This is a genomic window from Nostoc sp. 'Peltigera membranacea cyanobiont' 210A, assembly GCF_002246015.1.
Taxonomy (GTDB): domain Bacteria; phylum Cyanobacteriota; class Cyanobacteriia; order Cyanobacteriales; family Nostocaceae; genus Nostoc.
On record NZ_NOLJ01000004.1, the window covers coordinates 80,422 to 102,741 of the forward strand.

15 protein-coding genes are annotated in these 22,320 nt (G+C 43.9%); 11 read left to right on the forward strand and 4 right to left on the reverse strand.

Features of this window, described 5'->3' with window-relative positions; translation table 11 throughout:
* The first annotated feature begins 2 nt into the window (after positions 1-2).
* Positions 3-911: a polysaccharide deacetylase family protein gene (locus CDG76_RS13275; RefSeq protein WP_094349481.1), complete on the forward strand. Its 909-nt coding sequence runs from the start codon at positions 3-5 to the stop codon at positions 909-911.
* Between the two features lie 284 nt (positions 912-1,195).
* On the opposite strand, the gene CDG76_RS13280 is transcribed toward CDG76_RS13275, so the two are convergent.
* On the reverse strand, positions 1,196-5,890 hold the full coding sequence (locus CDG76_RS13280; RefSeq protein ID WP_094349482.1) for a glutamate synthase-related protein: 4,695 nt from the start codon (positions 5,888-5,890) through the stop codon (positions 1,196-1,198).
* Positions 5,891-6,671: 781 nt separating this feature from the next.
* Here CDG76_RS13280 and CDG76_RS13285 point away from each other — a divergent pair.
* From CDG76_RS13285 to CDG76_RS13325, 9 genes are all read left to right on the forward strand, one after another.
* On the forward strand, positions 6,672-8,750 hold the full coding sequence (locus CDG76_RS13285; protein WP_094349483.1) for a phosphodiester glycosidase family protein: 2,079 nt from the start codon (positions 6,672-6,674) through the stop codon (positions 8,748-8,750).
* A 268-nt stretch (positions 8,751-9,018) separates the two neighbouring features.
* A complete protein-coding gene (locus tag CDG76_RS13290; protein WP_094349484.1) occupies positions 9,019-9,438 on the forward strand; it encodes a cupin domain-containing protein in 420 nt (139 codons plus the stop codon).
* 250 nt (positions 9,439-9,688) lie between these two features.
* Positions 9,689-10,015, forward strand: a complete 327-nt coding sequence (locus CDG76_RS13295; RefSeq protein WP_094349485.1) for a HesB/IscA family protein — start codon at positions 9,689-9,691, stop codon at positions 10,013-10,015.
* A 129-nt stretch (positions 10,016-10,144) separates the two neighbouring features.
* Entirely contained in the window at positions 10,145-10,528 is a 384-nt protein-coding gene (rpsL, locus tag CDG76_RS13300; RefSeq protein WP_012410236.1) for a 30S ribosomal protein S12, read from the forward strand.
* A 536-nt stretch (positions 10,529-11,064) separates the two neighbouring features.
* Entirely contained in the window at positions 11,065-11,535 is a 471-nt protein-coding gene (rpsG, locus tag CDG76_RS13305) for a 30S ribosomal protein S7 (RefSeq protein WP_069070112.1), read from the forward strand.
* Positions 11,536-11,671: 136 nt separating this feature from the next.
* Positions 11,672-13,750, forward strand: a complete 2,079-nt coding sequence (gene fusA, locus CDG76_RS13310) for an elongation factor G (RefSeq protein WP_094349486.1) — start codon at positions 11,672-11,674, stop codon at positions 13,748-13,750.
* A gap of 23 nt (positions 13,751-13,773) precedes the next feature.
* A complete protein-coding gene (tuf, locus tag CDG76_RS13315) occupies positions 13,774-15,003 on the forward strand; it encodes an elongation factor Tu (RefSeq protein WP_094349487.1) in 1,230 nt (409 codons plus the stop codon).
* 184 nt (positions 15,004-15,187) lie between these two features.
* On the forward strand, positions 15,188-15,505 hold the full coding sequence (rpsJ, locus tag CDG76_RS13320) for a 30S ribosomal protein S10 (protein ID WP_008232935.1): 318 nt from the start codon (positions 15,188-15,190) through the stop codon (positions 15,503-15,505).
* A 310-nt stretch (positions 15,506-15,815) separates the two neighbouring features.
* Positions 15,816-16,463 carry an LON peptidase substrate-binding domain-containing protein gene (locus CDG76_RS13325; protein WP_094349488.1) on the forward strand — a complete coding sequence of 216 codons (648 nt, stop codon included), beginning with the start codon at positions 15,816-15,818 and terminating at the stop codon, positions 16,461-16,463.
* Between the two features lie 127 nt (positions 16,464-16,590).
* On the opposite strand, the gene pheA is transcribed toward CDG76_RS13325, so the two are convergent.
* Positions 16,591-17,466: a prephenate dehydratase gene (gene pheA, locus CDG76_RS13330; RefSeq protein WP_094349489.1), complete on the reverse strand. Its 876-nt coding sequence runs from the start codon at positions 17,464-17,466 to the stop codon at positions 16,591-16,593.
* A gap of 567 nt (positions 17,467-18,033) precedes the next feature.
* Between pheA and CDG76_RS13335 the strand changes: the two genes are divergently transcribed.
* The gene (locus CDG76_RS13335; RefSeq protein WP_094349490.1) at positions 18,034-18,621 is read left to right on the forward strand and encodes a DUF1997 domain-containing protein; all 588 of its coding nucleotides are present in this window, start codon (positions 18,034-18,036) and stop codon (positions 18,619-18,621) included.
* Between the two features lie 174 nt (positions 18,622-18,795).
* On the opposite strand, the gene CDG76_RS13340 is transcribed toward CDG76_RS13335, so the two are convergent.
* Complete coding sequence (locus tag CDG76_RS13340; protein ID WP_094349491.1) at positions 18,796-19,455, reverse strand: ribonuclease HII; 660 nt, start codon at positions 19,453-19,455, stop codon at positions 18,796-18,798.
* An 8-nt stretch (positions 19,456-19,463) separates the two neighbouring features.
* Positions 19,464-21,605, reverse strand: coding sequence for an Rne/Rng family ribonuclease (locus CDG76_RS13345; protein ID WP_094349492.1), 2,142 nt, complete (start codon positions 21,603-21,605; stop codon positions 19,464-19,466).
* Positions 21,606-22,320 lie beyond the last annotated feature (715 nt).

Here is a 22,320-nt window from a genome sequence, read left to right on the forward strand (position 1 = left end):
AGGTGGAAAACAATAAGTCGTTTCTGTGGCCAGAAGGAATATTAATTGCACTACTTGCTTTAGGTGGTGTTTTTAGTCTTGCTTTTATGATGCTTCTAAGGCCAAATGCTTCGGATGCTCAGAGTAGACCTATAAATATCAAGGATGTATCTGCAAACGTAGGAACTCAGCAGCGCATTGAGAAATTAAAGGCGGCGATGCTTACAAGTTGGCAGCAAGAAGCACAAACAAAGGGTCTAGCCTACCCCATACCATCACGTTTTCAAGGGGCAATCATTAAGGCTGCAAAGCTTACTCAGGGAGAGAAAGTGATTGCTCTCACCTTTGATGATGGCCCTTGGCCTGAGACTACAGAGCAAGTGCTAAGTATTCTGAAATCAAATAATATCAAAGGGACGTTTTTTGTAGTCGGGCAGAACCTAAAAAATTATCCAGAGTTAGGAAAGCAGATTGTCGCTCAAGGTCACGTCATTGCCAACCATACTTGGCATCATTGGTATCACTTCTTTAATCAACAAGCTGCTGCTTTTGAAATTGAACGCACAGCAGACTTAATTTATCAAGTTACAGGTGTTAAAACAAATCTGTTCCGACCGCCTGGTGGCATCATGCACAATGGATTAGTTGCTTATGCTAAAGGACAAAAGTATGCTGTGGTAATGTGGTCGGCTGACTCCACAGACTACAAGTTACCAGCTGTACCAAAGTTGATCGATAACGTGATTAAAGATTCTAAACCTGGTGGCATTGTGCTAATGCATGATGGTGGTGGTAATCGTTCCAGAACTATTCAAGCTTTACCAGAAATTATTAGCAACTTTAAAAAGCAAGGCTATCGCTTTGTGACTATTCCAGAACTTTTAGAAATAGAAGATACAGACCAAAAGTTGCTAGCTAACAAGAAACAATAATTATTAATTATGGGTAATTAGTCAATACTAATCTGCGAAAAATTAAAATTATATTTTTTGGTTAAAATGGCTATTTTCACGTTCGGTTAGAGACTGATAATTAAGGGCACTCTAGCAGTGAATCAAAGCATTTTTCTCCAAAGAGCGATCGCCCAAATATTGATACTGTATTAATATTATTACATGACTATTACGAAAATTTTTTGGCGCTGAAAACCTTGTTTTATTAAAAGGCAGGCCTTCTGGCCTGCCTCACAAGATTGAATTTATTTGTTGTCAGTCTCTTAATGACTGCTTACTAAACTGAACTCAGTTGTTTTTTCAGGATTGGCTTCTGCACTATCAGCTTCAGAAGGCGGAACTAACTGCCAGAATTTCGGCAAAAATTCTTGCCAGTTTTGCAGAATTTTCTTCGCCTTTAGTGAACCAGTGCGTTCTGCATGAGTTTGGATTAATTCTTGCAGTTGCTTTGCACCTACTTCTGTAATTACCCGCTGAATTTTGACAATTTCTGGGTTGACTAACTCACGAAATGAGTCGTCTTCATCCAAGAAGTATGCGAGTCCACCAGTCATTCCAGCGGCGACGTTACGTCCTACTTTACCGAGGACGACAATTACACCACCTGTCATGTATTCACAGCAGTGATCCCCAGCACCTTCAATCACTGCAATGCCTTTGGAGTTTCTCACAGCAAAGCGTTCTCCTGCTAGTCCGTTGGCAAATAATATGCCGCCAGTAGCACCATAGAGGCACGTATTGCCAACTATCACGTTTTGTGATGCGTTATAGGTAGCATCAGTTGGAGGTTTGATGATGATTTCACCACCATGCATCCCTTTTCCTACGTAGTCGTTTGCTTCTCCTTCCAAGCTCAGAATTATGCCGGGGAGGTTGAAAGCACCAAAGCTTTGTCCAACACTACCTGTGAAGTTGAGATTAATTTGTCCTTCAAAGCCACTGTCACCGTATTGAGAAGCGATCGCACCCGCTAATCTTGTGCCTACTGTTCTGTCAGTATTGATAATTGGGTAAGTCTTGGTGACAGTAGACTGATCCCTAATAGCAGCCTGAATCTCAGGATCGGCAAGGAACTTGTCATCCAAAACCACGCCGTTGCTGTGGACTTCTTCATGCACCAACCAGCTACGATTGTCTCTGCTATTTGGTAGCTGAAGTAAACAGTCGAGATTCAGCGATCGCGTTTTGGTGAGATTTACCTCTGGGCGCAGTTTTAACAAATCTGCACGTCCAATGATTTCTGACAAAGAACGGTAGCCAAGTCGGGCTAACAAACTCCGCACTTCTTCGGCAATAAAGTAGAAGAAGTTGACAACTTGTTCCGGTATTCCCGTAAACCGCTTGCGGAGTTCTTCTTTCTGGGAGGCAACACCGACGGGGCAATTATTTGTATGGCAGATCCGCGCCATGATACAGCCTTCAGCAATCATGGCAATGGAGCCGAAACCAAATTCTTCACCACCCATCAATGCACCTATTACCACATCCCAACCACTCTTAAGTCCGCCATCTACGCGTAAAATCACGCGATCGCGCAAGCTATTTTCCATCAAGACGCGATGCACTTCACTTAAACCCAATTCCCAAGGGGAACCAGCGTGTTTAATCGAACTGAGTGGCGATGCACCTGTACCACCATCATGACCAGAAATCTGGATGATATCAGCGTTTGCCTTGGCTACACCAGCCGCGATCGTGCCAATGCCAACTTCTGAAACTAGCTTCACCGACACCTTTGCTTTCGGGTTAATTTGGTGCAGATCAAAAATCAGTTGTGCTAGGTCTTCAATAGAATAAATATCGTGGTGCGGTGGTGGCGATATCAGTGTCACGCCTGGTTTGGAGCGTCTTAACATCGCAATGTATTGGCTCACCTTCGGCCCTGGCAGTTGTCCACCTTCCCCAGGCTTGGCACCTTGGGCAATTTTGATTTCAATTTGTTTGGCGTTGACTAAATACTCTGGGGTGACACCAAAGCGTCCCGATGCAACTTGCTTAATGGCACTATAAGCTCGATCGCCATTCCGCAACCCTTTTAAATGAGGTAGGGTTGGCGAGTGACCCAACTCATCTACATCATCTAAAACTGTGTAGCGCACTGGATCTTCGCCACCTTCTCCAGAGTTCGATTTACCACCAATGCGGTTCATGGCGATCGCTAAAGTTTCATGGGCTTCTCTTGACAAAGCGCCTAAAGACATACCCCCAGTGCAGAAGCGTTTGACTATTTCATATACCGATTCCACTTCTTCTAGAGGAACCGACGGGCGGTCGCCTTGGAAGTCCAGCAAGTCCCGCAAGGCTGTTACTGGTCTGCCTTGGAGGTGCTTTTTGTAAACTTCGTAGTGGTCGTAGTTTTTGCCATCTAGAGCCTTATGCAGCGCCTTAACCATTTCGGGGCTATTCATGTGGTACTCGCCGCCAGGACGGTACTGCACAAAACCCAAGTTTTCTAACTTCTTGGTCGTTACTTCTGGGAAAGCCTTGCTGTGGAAGGAAAGCACTTCATCAGCAAGTTCGGTAACACTCAAACCACCGATGCGGGAAGTCGTCCCACGGAATCCCAGGTCGATTAAATCTCCACCGATGCCAATAGCTTCAAATATTTGGGCTGCTTGATAGCTGGAAAGCAGAGAAATTCCCATTTTGGAGAGAATTTTCAGCAAACCTGACTCTACTGCTTTGCGATAGTTTCCTAAAGCTTGTTCTAGCGTGAGGGTGGGAATTTTTTGCACACCCATTAACTTTTGAGTTTTGGGATCAGACCACCAATCACGCACCGTATCTAAAGCCATGTATGGGCAAACTGCACCAGCACCATAGCCAATCAGACAAGCAAAGTGATGGGTACTCCAGCATTGAGCAGTATTCACAATCAGGGATGTTTTCATTCGCAACCCCTCACGAATCAGGTGATGATGCACCGCACCCACTGCTAATAGGGGAGGAATGTAGGTATGTTCTGTGTTGATACTGTCATTGACCCGATCGCTTAATATTAAAATCTTTGCACCTGCGCGAACTGACTCAGCTGCTTGTGCTTGTAAAGATTGCACTGCGGCTTTCAGTCCTTCTGGACCGCTGGCGATCGCAAATAGGGTTGACAACTCAGCCGTGGCAAATCCTGACAGCTTAATTGCCTCTAATTCACTATCAGTTAACACTGGCGATTCGAGTTTTAATCTCCGAGCATATTCTGGCTTAGGTTCTAATAAGTTACCCCGTTCACCCAGTTCAACTTTTAGAGACATTACTAACTTTTCTCGCAGGGGATCGATCGCTGGGTTCGTCACCTGAGCAAAGCGCTGTTTGAAATAGTCATAAAGCAGGTGGGGCTTTTGTGACAGCACTGCTAAAGGAATATCATCACCCATGCAGAAAGTCGGTTCTGAACCTGCGATCGCCATTGGATGAATCACCATTTCTACATCTTCTGTGGTGTAGCCAAAGGCAGTTTGACGCTGAAGTAAGGTTTGCTTGTCAATTTTGTCAGTTTGACTATGCCCGTTACCATTCTCAGCAGCCAGATGTCCATTTCCATTCACATGTGACGACTGACTACTGACAATTTGTTTAAGTTCTTGACGGTGCTGTTGCAGCCATTCTCCATAAGGGTGCTGTTTGGCGATGCGCCCCTTTATGTCCCAATTCTTCAGCACTTCATGATTTTCTAAATCCACAGCAATCATTTGCCCTGGTCCGAGTCTACCTTTCTCGACAATATCGGCTTCTGGAAAGTCCACTACACCAGCTTCGGAAGCTACAACAATGTAATCATCTTTGGTGATCACGTAGCGAGCTGGTCTTAAACCATTACGATCTAGAGTTGCACCAACTTTTTTGCCATCGCTGAATACTAAAAGTGCTGGCCCGTCCCAAGCTTCTTGCAAACCACTGTAATATTCGTAGAAATCAACAATTTCTGGATATTCACGTAAAGAAGGCTGATTTTGGTAAGCTTCTGGAACCATAATCATTAAAGCTTCCAAGGGGGTGCGTCCAGAGCAAACCAGCAATTCCACTACGTTGTCTAAAGTAGCTGAGTCGCTGTTATCAATATGAACTAATGGCTTGAGTTCCTTGATGCGATCGCCCCACACAGGATGATTCAGGCTAGCTTCTCGTGCCATCATCCAGTTGATGTTACCCAATAAGGTATTGATTTCGCCGTTGTGACCCAAAAGCCTCATCGGTTGCGCTAGGGGCCACTTGGGCATGGTATTGGTACTAAAGCGGCGATGATAAACAGCAAAGGCGCTTTTGTAAGCTGGATTTTTTAAATCGTCATAAAAGCTGCCCAAGACAGCAGAACGCACCATGCCTTTGTAGACAATTGTGCGACTTGACAACGAGCAGATATAAAATTCTTCTGAGATGTTAGTTGCAGCTTTACTAATTCGGCGGCGGGTAATATACAACTGCCGTTCTAATTCATCACCGCTTTTGTCAACAGAAGCTAACAAAACTTGTTCAATCTGGGGCTGATTTTCTCTTGCTTGTACCCCCAGCAAATCAGATTGCACTGGCACTACTCGCCAACCCAATACAATTAATTTCTCTTGGGCAGCTACTTGCTCGACAGTCACCCTCGCTTGTTGTGCAGCTTGCTGGTCTTGTGGTAGAAATATCATCCCCACAGCTATGCGATCGCTAGATGGAAATTCCTTCCCCCTTTGGGCAAAGTCTTGTTGGAACAACTCCCAAGGGATTGCTGTCAATACTCCAGCACCATCACCAGAGTCGCGATCTGCGCTACAACCTCCTCGGTGTTCTAAGCAGGTTAAAGCAGCTAAGGCTTTTTCGACAATTTCATGGCTGGTATGATTTTGGCGATGAGCAATAAAACCTACACCACAGGCATCTCGTTCCTCTACTAACCACTTTTGCCCCTGATAGGTATCTCTTGAATTAATATCCGCTGTGATTTTTTGGTCTTGATTCATCGGTTTATTATTCATACCCTGTTCCTGAAGTATTGAGTTACCAATTTTGCCACGACATTGTGGGAAAAAATTTCTAAATTCAGCGATGGAAAAATATATAAGCACCGAAATTTAGGGAAAAAAAATTTTAACTTCGGTTTTACTTTCTTAGTTCACCCGTGTTAAAATGATTGCGTGTTTTTATGTGTTTATGCGGTGTTAGACAAGTTACCTCCGCCAAGACATTATTTTTGTCCTGACAGTTTCTTTTTTATATTTTGAAGTTAAGTATTTTCTCAATCCCTTTTTTCCAGATGCACACTAGCTACTCATAGAGCCTATTTTTTGGCTCACCTGAAACAAACAAAACTAAAACTAAACGCTGTACTATGTTCTAAAGCCAAAGTCGTCCCGATCCACCAATAAAATCAGCGTATTACAATATATACCCATTTGACAATTCCCAAATATTGTTGTTGTCTAGAATTTTGCCGCTTACCACTTGCCGCATGTATTACTATTAACTAGACATTACTTAAGTAATAACAGTAGCAACGTTCAGTTAGGATTAAATATCTTAATCCAATTTTGATAACCAAAACTACCGTATATAGTGTGGTTAGAATTAGTGAGAGTTAAAAAGCTTGATTGCAGTGGCTTTAGCGTCTAAATAAATTAATGTGTGCCTAAAAGAGATAAGTAGCCAATATATAGATTACCATATTTATTCAAAAATAAAGTCATGTTTCCTTTATATTTCCAAATAATTGGTTAGTTTAAACCTTGGGTAATAGTTTTCCAAAGTACCTAATAAATTATGGTAAAAATGCCGAATTGTTGCCAATCAGAGATTAGCGATGGCTCTGCAAACGCCAAGGGCGATCGCAGATTTTTCCGGGCTACTGTGTCACCAATACTTTTAACAGTGCTGTGCTTAACGACTACTTGTGCTACCAACGCCCAAGAGTCCCCGAAAACCACCAAATTTATACCCAGGTTAATCTCACAGTCACCTGCACCTCCTTTAACAGGTGTAGCATCCTCTGGGAATCAAATTTCCCTCAATGGTCGTACTTTACCAGGAACTTGGTTACAGCGACCTGGAAAATCTGGACAGGTGACAACCAATATTAGTGATGGGGCATTTAGGCAATTAATTGGAGTAAATTTCTTAAACAGTAGTAATTCAGCGAAGCAACCAATACAGTGGTTTTCGTCGGTGACAAAGCCACTGGTATTAGCCACCAGCCTACTAGGAGCATATCGTTATCTGGATATCACTAATTTTGCTCAAACATCTGGCTGGCAAATTCAAGCTAATGGCAACACTTTGGTGATTGCTACCCCAAAAACACAAATCACAAATATTGTTCAGAGTCAGGAACCTCCAGAAGCGAGTACCCCTTTGCAACAGTCTCGGATTCTTGTCGATTTAGATCGTCCCACTCCCTGGCAAGTTGCACAAGGGTCAGCGATCGCAAAACCGCAAACTCCATCTTCCGATCCAGATACGCCAACCCCAAAATCTACCACACCGCCAAATCGAGAGTGGACAATTACTCTTGATGGAATCGCCAATCCCGTTTTGATAGAACGCTATACTCCCCAGCCACCAGCAGCACCGACAGCACCACCAACATTGTTGCCAAACTTGCTCAAACAATTATTACCAGTTACACCAACACAACCAATACCAGCAGCACCAGCCCCAATCCCTGAACCACTGATTCAACAAGTAGAGGTGGTGAAAAACCAAACCATTATTAGTCTGAGCGTTCCCTTTGGTTTATCACCTCAAGTTAGTACTGTAGATAACCCCAATCGCCTGATTATCGATATTCGACCCGATCCCCTAAAAGAACGAGATATTACTTGGGCCCCCGGATTACTCTGGCGACAGCATTATGTCAACTTAGGCACACAACGCTTTCCTGTGGTCTGGTTAGAAGTTAATCCTCATAAATTTGGGCTAACCTTGAAACCTATGTGGGCTAGTCCTGATGGACTTGCGGGTACTGCTCCCTTAATTCAAACAGCACAACGTTACTTAGCAGTAGCTGGAATTAATGGTGGTTATTTTAACCGTAATAATAAATTGCCATTGGGTGCGATTCGTCGGGATAATCAGTGGTTATCAGGCCCCATTCTTAACCGAGGTGCGATCGCTTGGAATGATTCAGGCCAATTTTACTTTGGTCGTCTCACCTTAGAAGAAACTTTAATCGCAGCAAATGAGCAGCGCTTACCAATTCTGTTTCTCAACAGTGGTTACGTCCAGAGTGGCATTGCTCGTTACACCTCAGCTTGGGGATCAACTTATATACCCCTAACAGATAACGAAATTATCTTAGTGGTACAGAAAAACCAAATTACTCAACAGTTACCAGGCGGCAAAGTTGGTGCGACAGCGGTTCCCATTCCCCAGGATGGCTACCTGCTAACTTTACGCGCTAACGCTACTAGTGCTGCCTCCCAGCTACCTATTGGAAGCGCAGTAAGCATTTCCAGCGCCACTACTCCCGCTGATTTTAGTCGTTATCCCCACATTATCGGGGCTGGACCGCTACTAATCCAAAATCGTCAAGTTGTCCTTGATGCCAAAAGCGAAAAATTCAGTAATGCCTTTATTGCCGAAAAAGCTATTCGTAGCGGTATTTGCACAACAGCAACAGGCACACTAATGATTACTGCCACCCATAATCGTGTCGGCGGTTATGGGCCTAATTTGGCAGAACATGCTCAATTGATGCAACAGATGGGCTGTGTGGATGCTTTAAATTTGGACGGTGGTAGTTCTACCAGCCTTTATTTAGGAGGGCAACTACTCGATCGATCGCCCAGTACCGCTGCTCGTGTTCACAACGGAATTGGTATTTTCCTGCAACCACGAAAATGAGGTAATAGGGAATAGAGAAAAACTCAATTACCAATCCCAAATCCCCAGTCACTTTTTAAAGTTTAGAACAAGCTGTCATTTTGCTTGATGAAGACTTGGTGTAGACATCAGAATTTTAGTAGTGATGGTTTACACCATAAGGTTTGATTTTGCTATGTTTATCAAAGTGCGACAAAATTGCTGATTTTCAAGGTTGCAAGATAGCGCCAGATTTTTTATCAATAATTAAGAGTACCAACGGTTTGTTATGTCTTCAAATGAGGTAACTATGGCTCGATATCAAGAAACTACACAGACTGAAACTCTACACCTCCCTCCAATCATAACTTCGAGGGGCGTTGCTGCAACTGAATTACGTCCTTGGGGTGCTTTTACAGTTTTAGAAGAAGGGCGCGGATACAAAATTAAGCGCATCGAAGTTAAGCCTGGACACCGCCTCAGTCTACAAATGCACCATCACCGCAGTGAACATTGGATTGTCGTCTCTGGTACAGCTAGAGTAGTTTGTGGTGAGAAAGAAGTACTACTGAGCAATAATGAGTCAACATACGTACCCCAATGTACATCTCATCGTTTAGAGAATCCTGGCGTCATCCCCTTGGTGTTGATCGAAGTCCAAAATGGCGAATACTTGGGAGAAGATGATATCATTCGCTACCAAGATGACTATGCCCGTACCAAAGATTAAAACCAAAAGAAAGCTATTAAAGCTCTAATCCCAAAGCTGAATACATTTTTGTGTAAACCATCTTTGTAAACGAACTACTACACCCCAGAAGTCCCTACCTAGTCAAGGTGGGGACTGAATCATGTTAGTGTTATTAATGTAGTAATAGCGATCGCGCTCATGCCTTTGGTGATTTGGAATTTTGCACAAGCAAGGGTCAACCTATCTGTAAAATGGAAGATGGGGTATTCAATTGCAAAAAACGAGTTCCATGATTCATCTGAGTCAAGCAGCCGTAAGTGAGATTGGGCGAATAAAGTCCAAGCAGCCAAATGTCTTGTTTCGATTGGCAGTAAAACCAGGTGGTTGTTCCGGGTTCTTTTATGATATGTCCTTCGATGAAGCAATAAAAGTAGACGACCAGGTTTTCGACTTGGATGAGATTCAAGTGGTCATAGATGCCGCAAGCTTAAATTACCTCAACGGTTTGAGAGTTGATTATTCAGAAGACTTAATGGGTGGTGGTTTTCGCTTCCACAATCCCCAAGCGATCGCTACCTGTGGCTGTGGCAATTCCTTCTCCTTGAGTCCTGAGTGATTGAGCATTAGTCAAAAAACAGATGTTCAATCATTAAGGAAAAATAACAATTGACATAAAGCCATAAAAAAAGATATAATCAGGATTTGTTAAAACTTAGACCATAAGCAGCTTTACGCGCTGTAACTCATGCCAACAATACAGCAGCTAATACGAAATGAGCGCGAACAAGCGCGTCAGAAAACCAAGTCCCCTGCTCTGAAACAATGTCCCCAACGTCGGGGAGTTTGTACCAGAGTATACACGACCACACCAAAAAAGCCTAACTCAGCCCTACGTAAAGTAGCAAGAGTCAGACTTACCTCTGGATTTGAAGTCACAGCTTACATTCCAGGCATTGGTCACAACTTACAAGAACACTCAGTTGTGATGATTCGTGGCGGTCGGGTTAAGGATCTACCAGGCGTGAGATACCACATTATCCGTGGCACCCTAGATACAGCCGGAGTCAAAGACCGTAAGCAAGGCCGTTCCAAGTATGGAACCAAGCGTCCTAAAGAAGCGAAAAAATAGGATTAGGCGATTAATCGCATCCAACACGATTAATCGTCTACCTTAAAAACGTTGAAGGGCAAAAGAAGAGCGGCATCTTTGTTCTAACAGTAGTTATGAAGGCTGCTAAAGTCTGTTTCAAAAAATCAAGCAAGCTACATCTACACTAAGCGAGCAAGTGTAGAAGTTCTGAGGAGAAGACTGTAACTGACAGCGAATTTCTCATCTGAACATTAAAGTTTATAATCTTGTCGCATTTAGTATTTAGTTGCAGGTAGCAAGTCAAACAAACAATTTTAGATTTGCGATTTTGGATTAGTCGAACCCACAAGGGAATTAGGCTTACAGGCTTTTGAATTGTTCAGATCCTTGCGATCGGAATATATACCAAAAACTTTTAATCAAAAATCAAAAATCAAAAATTGGCAGTAAATAAGTCACCCTTGCTGCAACGGTCGAAAAAATTGAGGAAGTCTGAGGGTTGGATTCTACCGTTTTTAGTTTCCGGTGTCTGATAGCATATAATTTCGTTGCCAATTCCGAATTAAAGGTGAAGTATGTCTCGTCGTGGTGTTATTCAAAGGCGCCCAGTTCCGTCTGACTCCGTATATAACAGTCGCCTTGTGAGCATGATTATCAGACGGATCATGCGTCATGGCAAAAAATCACTTGCCGCACGCATTGTTTATGATGCATTAAAAACTATTGAAGAACGCACTGGTGCTGGTGCCTTAGAAACCTTTGAAAGAGCAGTGCGAAATGCCACGCCTTTAGTAGAAGTAAAGGCTCGGCGAGTTGGTGGAGCAACCTACCAAGTACCAATGGAAGTGCGTACAGAACGGGGCACTACTTTAGCACTGCGTTGGTTAGTGCAATATTCTCGGTCTAGACCAGGCCGGACAATGGCCAGCAAACTGGCAAATGAGTTAATGGATGCTGCCAACGAAACTGGCAATGCCATTCGCAAACGCGAAGAAACGCACCGGATGGCGGAAGCTAACAAAGCATTCGCACACTATCGTTACTAAGTAAAAAAGCGATATATCGCCTTGCCGAAGCGGTCTATCGTGGATTTACAAAAAAGACGGTTTTCCGTAAAAGTATAGAATCTTAACAAAGAGTAATATACAAGATATCATGAGGCAAAAACTATAGGAGGTAGCTGTGGCACGCACGATCCCGCTAGAGAAAGTACGCAACATTGGTATTGCGGCGCATATAGATGCGGGCAAAACAACAACAACAGAGAGAATATTATTTTACTCTGGGATAATTCATAAAATTGGCGAAGTTCACGAAGGAACTGCTGTCACAGACTGGATGGAGCAGGAGCGGGAGCGGGGAATTACCATTACTGCTGCTGCGATCAGTACCAGTTGGAAAGATCATCAAATTAACATTATCGATACTCCGGGTCACGTAGACTTCACAATTGAAGTTGAGCGTTCCATGCGCGTGTTGGATGGTGTAATCGCAGTATTTTGTTCTGTGGGTGGCGTGCAACCGCAGTCTGAGACAGTGTGGCGGCAAGCAGAACGCTACAAGGTTCCTCGGATAGCCTTTATCAACAAGATGGATCGCACCGGAGCGAACTTTTATAAAGTTCACGAGCAAATCCGCGATCGCCTGCGGGCAAATGCGATCGCCATTCAACTACCAATTGGTAGTGAAAACGACTTCCGAGGTATCGTTGACCTAGTAGGGCAACGTGCGTATATTTACGCTAATGACCAAGGAACCGATATCCAGGAAACTGATATCCCAGAAGAACTACAAGCGCAGGTAGACGAATTCCGTACCAAGCTAATAGAGGCTGCGGCAGAAACCGATGATGCTCTGATGGCTAAGTACTTCGACGGCGAAGAACTTACAGAACAGGAAGTTCGGACTGCCCTGCGTAAAGGCACAATTGCGGGGACAATTGTACCAGTACTTTGCGGTTCGGCATTCAAAAACAAAGGCGTACAGTTGATGCTGGATGCCGTTGTAGATTACCTGCCAGCGCCTAGTGAAGTACCACCAATTCAAGGCTTACTGCCCAATGGCGATACTATTGAGCGGCGGGCTGATGACAACGAACCCCTAGCGGCTCTGGCATTCAAGATTATGGCTGACCCTTACGGTCGCCTGACATTTGTTCGCGTTTATTCTGGTGTCCTGAAAAAGGGCAGCTACGTTCTCAACGCTAGTAAGAATAAAAAAGAACGGATTTCCCGCTTAGTTCTCATGAAGGCAGACGATCGGCAAGATGTCGATGAACTGCGGGCGGGTGATTTAGGAGCAGCTCTGGGATTGAAAGACACCTTGACAGGTGACACGCTCTGTGATGATGGATCGCCAGTAATCCTGGAATCCCTATTCATTCCTGAGCCTGTGATCTCGGTGGCGGTTGAACCCAAAACCAAGAACGACATGGACAAGTTGTCCAAAGCTCTGCAATCTCTCTCAGAAGAAGACCCCACCTTCCGTGTCCGCGTCGATCCGGAAACAAACCAAACCGTGATCGCGGGGATGGGAGAGCTACACCTAGAAATTCTAGTAGACCGAATGTTGCGAGAATTCAAGGTGGAAGCGAATGTAGGTGCGCCACAAGTAGCTTACCGAGAAACAATTCGGAAAGCTGTGAACAAAGTTGATGGCAAATTCATCCGCCAAAGTGGTGGTAAAGGTCAATACGGTCACGTTGTGATCAATTTGGAGCCTGGAGAACCCGGTACTGGCTTTGAATTCGTTTCCAAAATTGCTGGCGGTACCGTACCTAAAGAGTACGTTGGCCCCGCAGAACAAGGGATGAAAGAAAGCTGCGAATCCGGTGTTCTAGCTGGATATCCATTGATTGACGTTAAAGTGACGCTAATTGATGGGTCATACCACGATGTAGACTCTTCAGAAATGGCTTTCAAAATCGCTGGCTCAATGGCGATGAAAGAGGCTGTGCTGAAAGCTTCACCTGTCATCTTAGAGCCTATGATGAAAGTTGAGGTTGAAGTTCCTGAAGACTATATGGGGAACGTCATTGGCGACCTAAACACCCGCCGAGGGCAGATTGAAAGCCAAAGCACCGAAAAGGGACTCGCTAAGGTAACATCCAAAGTTCCACTAGCGAGCATGTTTGGCTACGCCACTGATATCCGGTCAAAAACGCAAGGTCGGGGTACCTTCACGATGGAATTCAGCCACTACGAAGAGGTGCCTCGCAGCGTAGCTGAAACTATCATTGCAAAAAGCAAAGGGAACGCTTAGTTAAAATAAGGAAATGAGCATTCATGGCACGCGCAAAGTTTGAAAGGAATAAACCCCACATTAATATCGGTACAGTTGGCCACGTTGACCACGGTAAAACTACCTTGACAGCAGCCATCACCATGACCTTGGCCGCTATGGGTCAGGCTGTAGCTAAGGGCTACGACCAAATTGATAATGCCCCAGAAGAAAAGGCACGGGGTATTACCATCAATACTGCTCACGTAGAGTATGAAACCGAAAGTCGGCACTATGCTCACGTAGACTGTCCAGGACACGCTGACTATGTGAAGAACATGATCACCGGTGCTGCCCAAATGGACGGAGGTATCCTCGTAGTTGCTGCTACCGATGGTCCTATGCCCCAAACCCGCGAACACATCCTGTTGGCAAAACAGGTAGGCGTTCCCAGTCTGGTTGTCTTCTTGAACAAAGAAGATTTGATGGATGACCCAGAACTCTTGGAACTAGTAGAACTAGAACTGAGAGAACTGTTAAGCAGCTATGATTTCCCTGGCGATGATATCCCCATCGTCAAAGGCTCTGGTTTGCAAGCTCTAGAAGCAATGACTAAGAATCCCAAGACCAAACGCGGTGAAAATCCGTGGGTAGACAAAATCTATGAACTGATGGATGCTGTAGATTCTTACATTCCTACTCCTGAGCGGGATGTTGATAAACCCTTCCTGATGGCTGTAGAAGATGTGTTCTCAATTACAGGTCGTGGTACTGTTGCCACCGGTCGGATTGAGCGGGGTGTAGTCAAAGTTGGCGATAACGTTGAACTAGTGGGTATCAGAGATACTCGCGCTACTACCGTAACTGGTATTGAGATGTTCAAGAAGAGTCTCGACCAAGGTATGGCTGGAGATAACGCTGGGGTACTACTCCGGGGTATCCAGAAGGCTGATATTGAACGGGGTATGGTCATCGCCAAACCTGGTTCGATTAAACCTCACAATGAATTTGAAGGTGAGGTTTATGTCTTAACAGAAAAAGAAGGTGGTCGTAAGACTCCATTCTTCGCTGGCTACCGTCCCCAGTTCTACGTGCGGACAACTGATGTAACTGGTACCATCAAAGCCTACACCTCTGATGAAGGTAAAGAAGTAGAAATGGTAATGCCAGGCGATCGCATCAAGATGACAGTAGAATTGATCAACGCGATCGCGATTGAACAAGGAATGCGCTTCGCTATCCGCGAAGGTGGTCGCACCATTGGTGCTGGTGTCGTTTCCAAAATTATCAAGTAGCACCTTTTTGCTCATAACAAAGGAGCAGTAGATGGTATTTATTGTGCCTCTCTGCTCCTTTCTCTTCCCTCTATAAATAAGGTAATAGGTTACAGGGGACAGGTAATAGTTTTCTGTAACCTATAACTTGTAACCTTTAACCTGTAAATACTCCCCTAATTACGCAGAACCTGGAAAATTAAAGATGGCAACTCTACAGCAGCAGAAGATTAGAATTCGCTTACAAGCCTTTGACAGGCGTTTATTAGATACATCTTGCGAGAAGATTGTAGACACGGCTAACCGCACCAACGCTACAGCTATAGGCCCAATTCCTTTACCAACAAAACGCCGAATCTATTGTGTGCTGCGATCGCCTCATGTAGATAAAGATTCACGGGAACACTTTGAAACCCGTACTCATCGCCGGATTATTGACATTTACCAGCCCTCTTCTAAGACTATTGATGCCCTGATGAAATTGGATCTACCATCGGGTGTAGATATTGAAGTCAAACTTTAATTTAGTCATTAGTCACTTGTACTGAGTTTCGACTGCGCTCAACTACCGCGTAGTCGTTGGCGTGGTCACTGAGCGTAGTCGTTCGCGGAGCGTCTCGTAGAGAAGTGCAGCCTCTCCAAGAGTTGTATTGGTCATTTGTCATTAGCAAAGAACAAAAGACAAAGGACATTAGTATGAATATTTACACAGCCCTGAAGAAATATATCTCAGGGCTTTTATTTAGCTAGAAAACAAATGATAGAATGTAGATAAAGTACGGGAAAAGCAGAGAAAAAGAAATTTTAAAGATTAAGTTTATACCAAAGTAACAATGACATCATCTTCTAAAATTGCAGTTCGCGAACTACCTCTGTTCCCGTTACCCGAAGTAGTTCTGTTTCCTACCAGGCCATTACCCCTGCACATCTTTGAATTTCGCTACCGAATCATGATGAACACGATTTTGGAGAGCGATCGCAGGTTCGGTGTTTTGATGTTTGATCCAGTCAAAGGTACAATTGCAAACACTGGTTGCTGTGCCGAAATCATTCATCACCAAAGGCTGCCAGACGATCGGATCAAGATGATGACTTTAGGGCAGCAAAGATTTCGTGTATTAGAGTATGTTCGTGAAAAGCCATATCGCGTTGGACTAGTTGAGTGGATTGAAGACCAACCACCCACTAAAGATTTGCGACCTTTATCAACTGAAGTCGAACAACTACTGCGAGATGTTGTGCGTTTATCAGCAAAATTAACCGAACAAAACATCGAACTGCCAGAAGATTTGCCCGATCTACCAACAGAGTTATCTTATTGGGTAGCCAGTAACCTTTATGGTGTTGCCGCAGAGCAGCAATTATTGCTAGAAATGCAGGATACTGTAACTCGTCTAGAGCGGGAAGCAGAAATTTTAACTTCTACTCGGAATCACTTGGCAGCTCGTGCTGTTCTCAAAGACACATTTAGTGAAAAGTGAGGATTTACGAGAGACGCGATTAATCGCGTCTGTACTGAGTTAGGAGTTAGAAAAAAATAACAAAAAATAAAAGATTGACAACTTATAATTTATAGTCTCTAACTGATAACAGATAACTCCTAACTTCTTAAGTAACGGTGCCGATCGGTAAAACATTGTAAGCGCCAAGAATTTTTAAAATCTCTGTGTGGATAGTTAATTCTGCTAAAGCAGATTGCATTTGTGCTTCCTTGGCATCTGCTTCTAAATCCATGAAAAACAAGTATTCGCCTAGCGATCGCTTCGTCGGACGAGATTCAATCCGGCTGAGGTTAATCCCTAGTTGAGCAAATATTTGCAAAGGTTTGACCAATGCTCCGGGTGTGTTGGCAGGCATACTAAAAGCCAGCGATGTTTGACTAGTAGGCGCTTTTGTTGTCTGATATCCAGCGTCCACTTCACCCTGACTTACTACCCAAAAACGAGTAAAGTTTTCTGGATAGTCGTTGATGTTACTGGCAAGTATCGGTAACTTATAGAGTTGAGCCGCTCTGCTAGAAGCGATCGCTGCCGTTGTTGTCTCTTGCTCCAATCCCTGTAGTGCTTCGGTCGTGGAATTGCTGGGAATAATCTGTACAGTCGGCAAAAACCGCTCTAACCATCCCTGACATTGTGCCAAAGCTTGCGGGTGAGAGTAAACAGTTTTAATACTATCTAAATTAGGCGCGCAAGAAATTAACATGTGGGCAATGGGTAATACCAAAGCCAACTGAATTCGCAAACTGTCCAACTGCCAAAGTGTATCCAGTGTTGTAGTAACGCTCCCTTCAATAGAATTTTCCACTGGTACAACAGCCAACTGCGCTTGACCGTTAGCAACGGCGTGCAGTGATTGAGAAATGCTGGGATAGGGGCATAATCTAGCTTCAATTCCCGTACTTTTGCTCAACCAGTTGACATAAAAAATAGTTGCTTGTTCTGCATAAGTGCCAGGAGGCCCTAAATGTGCGATCGATAAAGTCATGCTTTTAGCCTTAAGTTGCGAGTTTAATGCGTAAAGAGAGATTATGATATTTTGATTTGGTAAATATATCCAACATCTACTCTTACTAAACACTGTTATCTCTAAAATTTACGCACTAAAGGGATAGAAGAAAATATGTATCCGAGAAAACAAGTTATGGAAATCAGTCTTATAGCAGATAAATTTCATTGCAGTTTTTTTTGCTAAATCCCTCTGAAGATTTAAGAGCAATGATATTGATTTCTACCTAAACAAAAAGCATATTCTTGATTTTATGTCAAGAGTTAAATACTCATCTATAGGAATCCGGTTTGAATTTTGAAAACATACTGAGACTTAAATGCATATCCAGCAAGGATTTATCTCTAAAATCCGTTCAAAAATCAAATAGGAGTCCTATATATTTCTTGAACTAACAATAGAATGAGCGTACCAAGTTTTTGCTAATGATGTATAGCTGATAAGCAACAATCGTTTTTATAGTCAATAAATTTTGTACTTTTCTAATAATCAGAACTAAGTTGTTAAAAAATATTAAAATTAAGAAACAGATATTTTTATCAGCTCATGGCTACCCGGTTTACTGCCTCCCAATCGGTTGAAATCGCTGTTCCAGAGCAGCCTATTCCCATTCAGCACTACTTGCGTCAGCCTCAACGTCTGGTTAAGGCTTTGGTTGACAATAGCCGGATTCAGCAGCTTTCTGAGGAAGTATTTCGCTTGAAAATGCGTCCGCTAACTTTTATGTCATTGAGTATTCAACCTACTGTAGACATGAGAGTTTGGGCAGAATCAAACGGAATAATTTATTTGCGATCGCTAAACTGTGAAATTTTAGGTTTCGAGTATATTAACCAGCGCTTTGCTCTCAATTTAAAAGGGTATTTGTCTCCCAAAGAGTTTAGCACTGGCACTCGCCTGCAAGGAAAAGCTGATTTAGAAGTGGTGGTGGATTTCCCACCACCATTTTCCTTCACTCCTAAGCCGATTTTAGAAGCTACTGGCAATGGTTTGCTTAAAAGCGTGCTGTTATCGGTCAAGCAACGGTTATTAAATCAACTTTTGACGGATTATCGCTACTGGGTGATGTCACAAACTAAAGATAGAGGACTTGACGGTGATAGTACTGAATTACCAATCCTGAATGCTGAGTAATTATTTAACAAACAGAATTCAGGAGTCAGGAGCCAGAATACCCTTTCAGGGAAGCAAGTTACAGAATTGAATTCTGTAATTAGTAGAAGGTCTGTAAGCTTGCTCCCGCAGCTTATCCCCTACTAAACTAATTGATTCTGAATTCTGTATTCTGTATTCTGTATTCTTCTTCAATCACTCAACACTCAGACCTTTGATTTGGCAAGGGCGAAAAGACTGACGATGCAGAGGCGAGGGCCCGTATTGTTGCAAGGCCAGCAAATGCCGCTGGCTACCATAACCCTTGTTACACTCCAGGTTGTACATAGGGTATTTTAATGCTAGACGCATTACCAGCTCGTCACGCCAAATCTTAGCGACAATACTAGCAGAGGCAATAGCGAGCGATCGCTCGTCCCCTTTAATTATTGTTTGTTGCGGCAATAGCAAATCTTTGATTGACTGATTGCCGTCAATCAAGCAGATTGCAGGCTGTACCTTTAACTTCAGCACAGCCCGCTTCATTGCTAACAGCGTTGCTTGCAAAATATTTATCTTGTCAATTTCGGCAGTAGAAGCAAACCCAATTTTCCAGTCTATAGCCAGCGCACAAATTTGCTGCGCTAGTTGAGTTCTCCGAGAACTAGACAACTTTTTACTGTCTTTGATTTTAGCTGCCATCAATATTGGCAAGGCGCGATCTGGTAAGATCACTGCTGCCGCCACCACAGGGCCAAATAGAGCGCCTCGCCCTACTTCATCAACACCTGCAACCAACCCTGGAATCTCTGACAACAAGGTAGAAAACTCTAACCAAGTGGATTGTTCCAAAGGTGTTGGCGATGTTTCTACCATAAAGTAAATTAATTATCCTCGATCGCTGAGGAACGGCGGCGGCGACGGCGACTGGCAGTACCGCTGCTATTAGCTTCACTTTCATCTGCGATCTCGTTCGCAGCGGCGGCTTTTGCAGACAAGCGTCCCGAAGGATTTACAGTTAACTCCGGTGGTTCAGTTGTCTCTTCGATCAAAGATTTTTGTTCTGGCTCAATAACTTTTGGTGTCGGTATTTTGCTTGCAGTTATTTCAGGTGTTGCCTTTTGGGCAATAGTGATTATTTCAGGTGTTGCTTTTTGGAGAATAGTTGATTCTGAGGTTGATTCAATTGGGGTCGTTGGTTGTTGACCGGGCTGAATCACATTAATAATCACAGACTTGGTATTTTTAACCTCTTGCTCTAACTTCACCAAGGGAGATATTCCCATCAAGGCAAATATATCCTGTTCTTGGAGGCTCATTTCTACAGTTCTAATCTCCGGTGGTTCTACCACTGGCTTAACTGGTTCTGCCTTGATAATTTTAGTGCGCTCTACTCTTTCACTCCAGCCTGGTTTACCAAGGGTGGGCGAGGCAATTTCTGGTGCAACTCCTAGTTCTGGTTCTACATCCAGGTCTAAATCTGGCTCGTTAACAAAAGCTAGGGGATTGGGAACAATCCGAGCTTCATCTTTCCCGTTTAACCCATTGACACCAATTCGACTGCGGCGAGTGCGGGTACGGCGCTTATCATTAAGTTCTTGATAACTAGGATGATTGATCAGATTGAGGTTGCTCAATTCCGAGTCGCCGTCAAATGCTTCCCCAAATCCATCATAGGTTTCTCGTGGTTCCGGGATGCGGGCAGATGGCTGACGTGGTTCTCGGTGAGGCAAGGATACAAAACGTTCGCGCTCTGGTGTCTCTGCCGGTATTGGCAATCGGTTTTCGATTTCTCCAGGCAGACGCAGAGTATGTCCTAAACCGCCGCAGGTGGGGCAAGTTTCACCAAATAATTCATAAATATTTTGACCCTGACGTTTGCGGGTCAATTCTACTAAACCCAGTTCGGTAAGTTGGGCAATTTGGGGACGAGCTTTGTCTGCTTTGAGTGCTTTATTAAAGTGTTCGAGAACTTGTAGTTGGTCACGTCGCGATTCCATATCGATAAAATCAACAACGATCACCCCGGCGATATTTCGCAGGCGCAACTGGCGAGCAATTTCTGTTGCCGCTTCGCAGTTTGTCCACAAAACTGTTTCTCTAGCTGTTGCCGATCGCGTGAAGGAACCTGAGTTAACATCGATTACGGTTAATGCCTCCGTCGGTTCGATGATAATGTAACCGCCAGAAGGGAGGTCTACTCTCGGCTTCAGGGCTTCTCGAATCGCAGCAGTGATGCGGAAGTATTCTAAAATTGGGGAGCGATCGCGATGATGGTCAATCAACAATCCCTGCGGTGTTTGACCGCCACTCCAATTCTGCAAGTACTGTTTGACGCGCTTCAAACCAGTACTAGAATCTACGACAATCCGATTGACATCCGCGCCGTACATATCCCGCAATACACGCTGGATAAAGTCATCGTCTCGGTTGAGCAGTGCTGGAGCACGGGTGGAATGGGCTTCCTGCTGAATGGCTTCCCATTGCTTTTGCAGCAATTCCAAATCTTCCATAATCGCTTCTTCGGGTTTACCTTCTGCTTCTGTACGCACAAGCAAACCCATTCCCGCTGGCTTGACCAAAATCGCCAGCGCTCGCAAGCGGTTGCGCTCACTTTCACTTTTAATCCGTCGGGATAAATTTACGCCCCTACCGTAGGGCATCAGTACTACGTAGCGTCCGGGTAAGGTAATATTACCCGTGAGCCTGGGCCCTTTTGTCCCCGTTGGCTCTTTCATTACTTGCACCAAAACTTTCTGCTGTGGTGCTAGTAGTTCTGTAATTGCTGCTGCGGTACGCTTGAGCTTCAATGGCCCCAAGTCGGTGACGTGAATAAAACCGTTCCGCTCTGGGTCGCCAATATTGACAAAAGCCGCATCTATCCCAGGCAATACGTTTTCTACTACTCCTAAGTAGATATCACCTATTTGATGATGACCCGTAGCAACAACGAGTTCCTGTATTTGATCTTCAGAAAAAACCGCAGCAATTTGGTGCTGCTCCGCGATGATAATTTGTTTCGGCATTCAATTTCCTCAAAAATTGGCAGCACTTACAGGTTTGAGGTTTGTTGTATCAAGTCCGGTTAATTACTTAATAATTCAAAACTAATTGCGTCTTTGCGTCAGTTTTGATTATCAGTGTTTTCTCGGTTTGATATTATACTTTTGCTGCCCTCGCAACCCTCAAAAGGCGCTACTGATAATAAAAATCGCAAATCTGAGCTTCTAAGTTAAATAGCTATTGGCGCTCTTAAGAGCGTTTTTACGGCTGATTATTCCAGAACTGCTGCATATCGTTTAAGCAATTAAATCAACCGTCCGTGGTTGATTTGTGATGCAATACCCTCAAATCTTGAGAGTTCTGAGTTGAAAGTTCTAAATCCTGAGTGAGCATTTTAACTCAGGATGCTTTATTTGAGAGTAACCTACTGAATTTGTTAAGAAAAAGAAACTATTTCTATTTTCCATTCCCCGGATTTATCTTAGGGTTATACTCAGCTACGCCAGTTGCTAACCTGCCTTGAGCTGCTCTAGCCTAAGACAAGCAGCGCTTTGCGCGTCTCGAGAACGTCTACAACAGGTCGGCATAACCGACAGCAGTTGCTTTAACTCTAAAAAAGTAATGCACTAGCTCTTGGGCACTACTTGGATTAGACATTCAGCAGTTGTTTAAAAGCATGGATTTAGAGAAGCTAACCGAGCCTGCTGTTAGTTACTGATTCACAAGGTAGCTATAGAG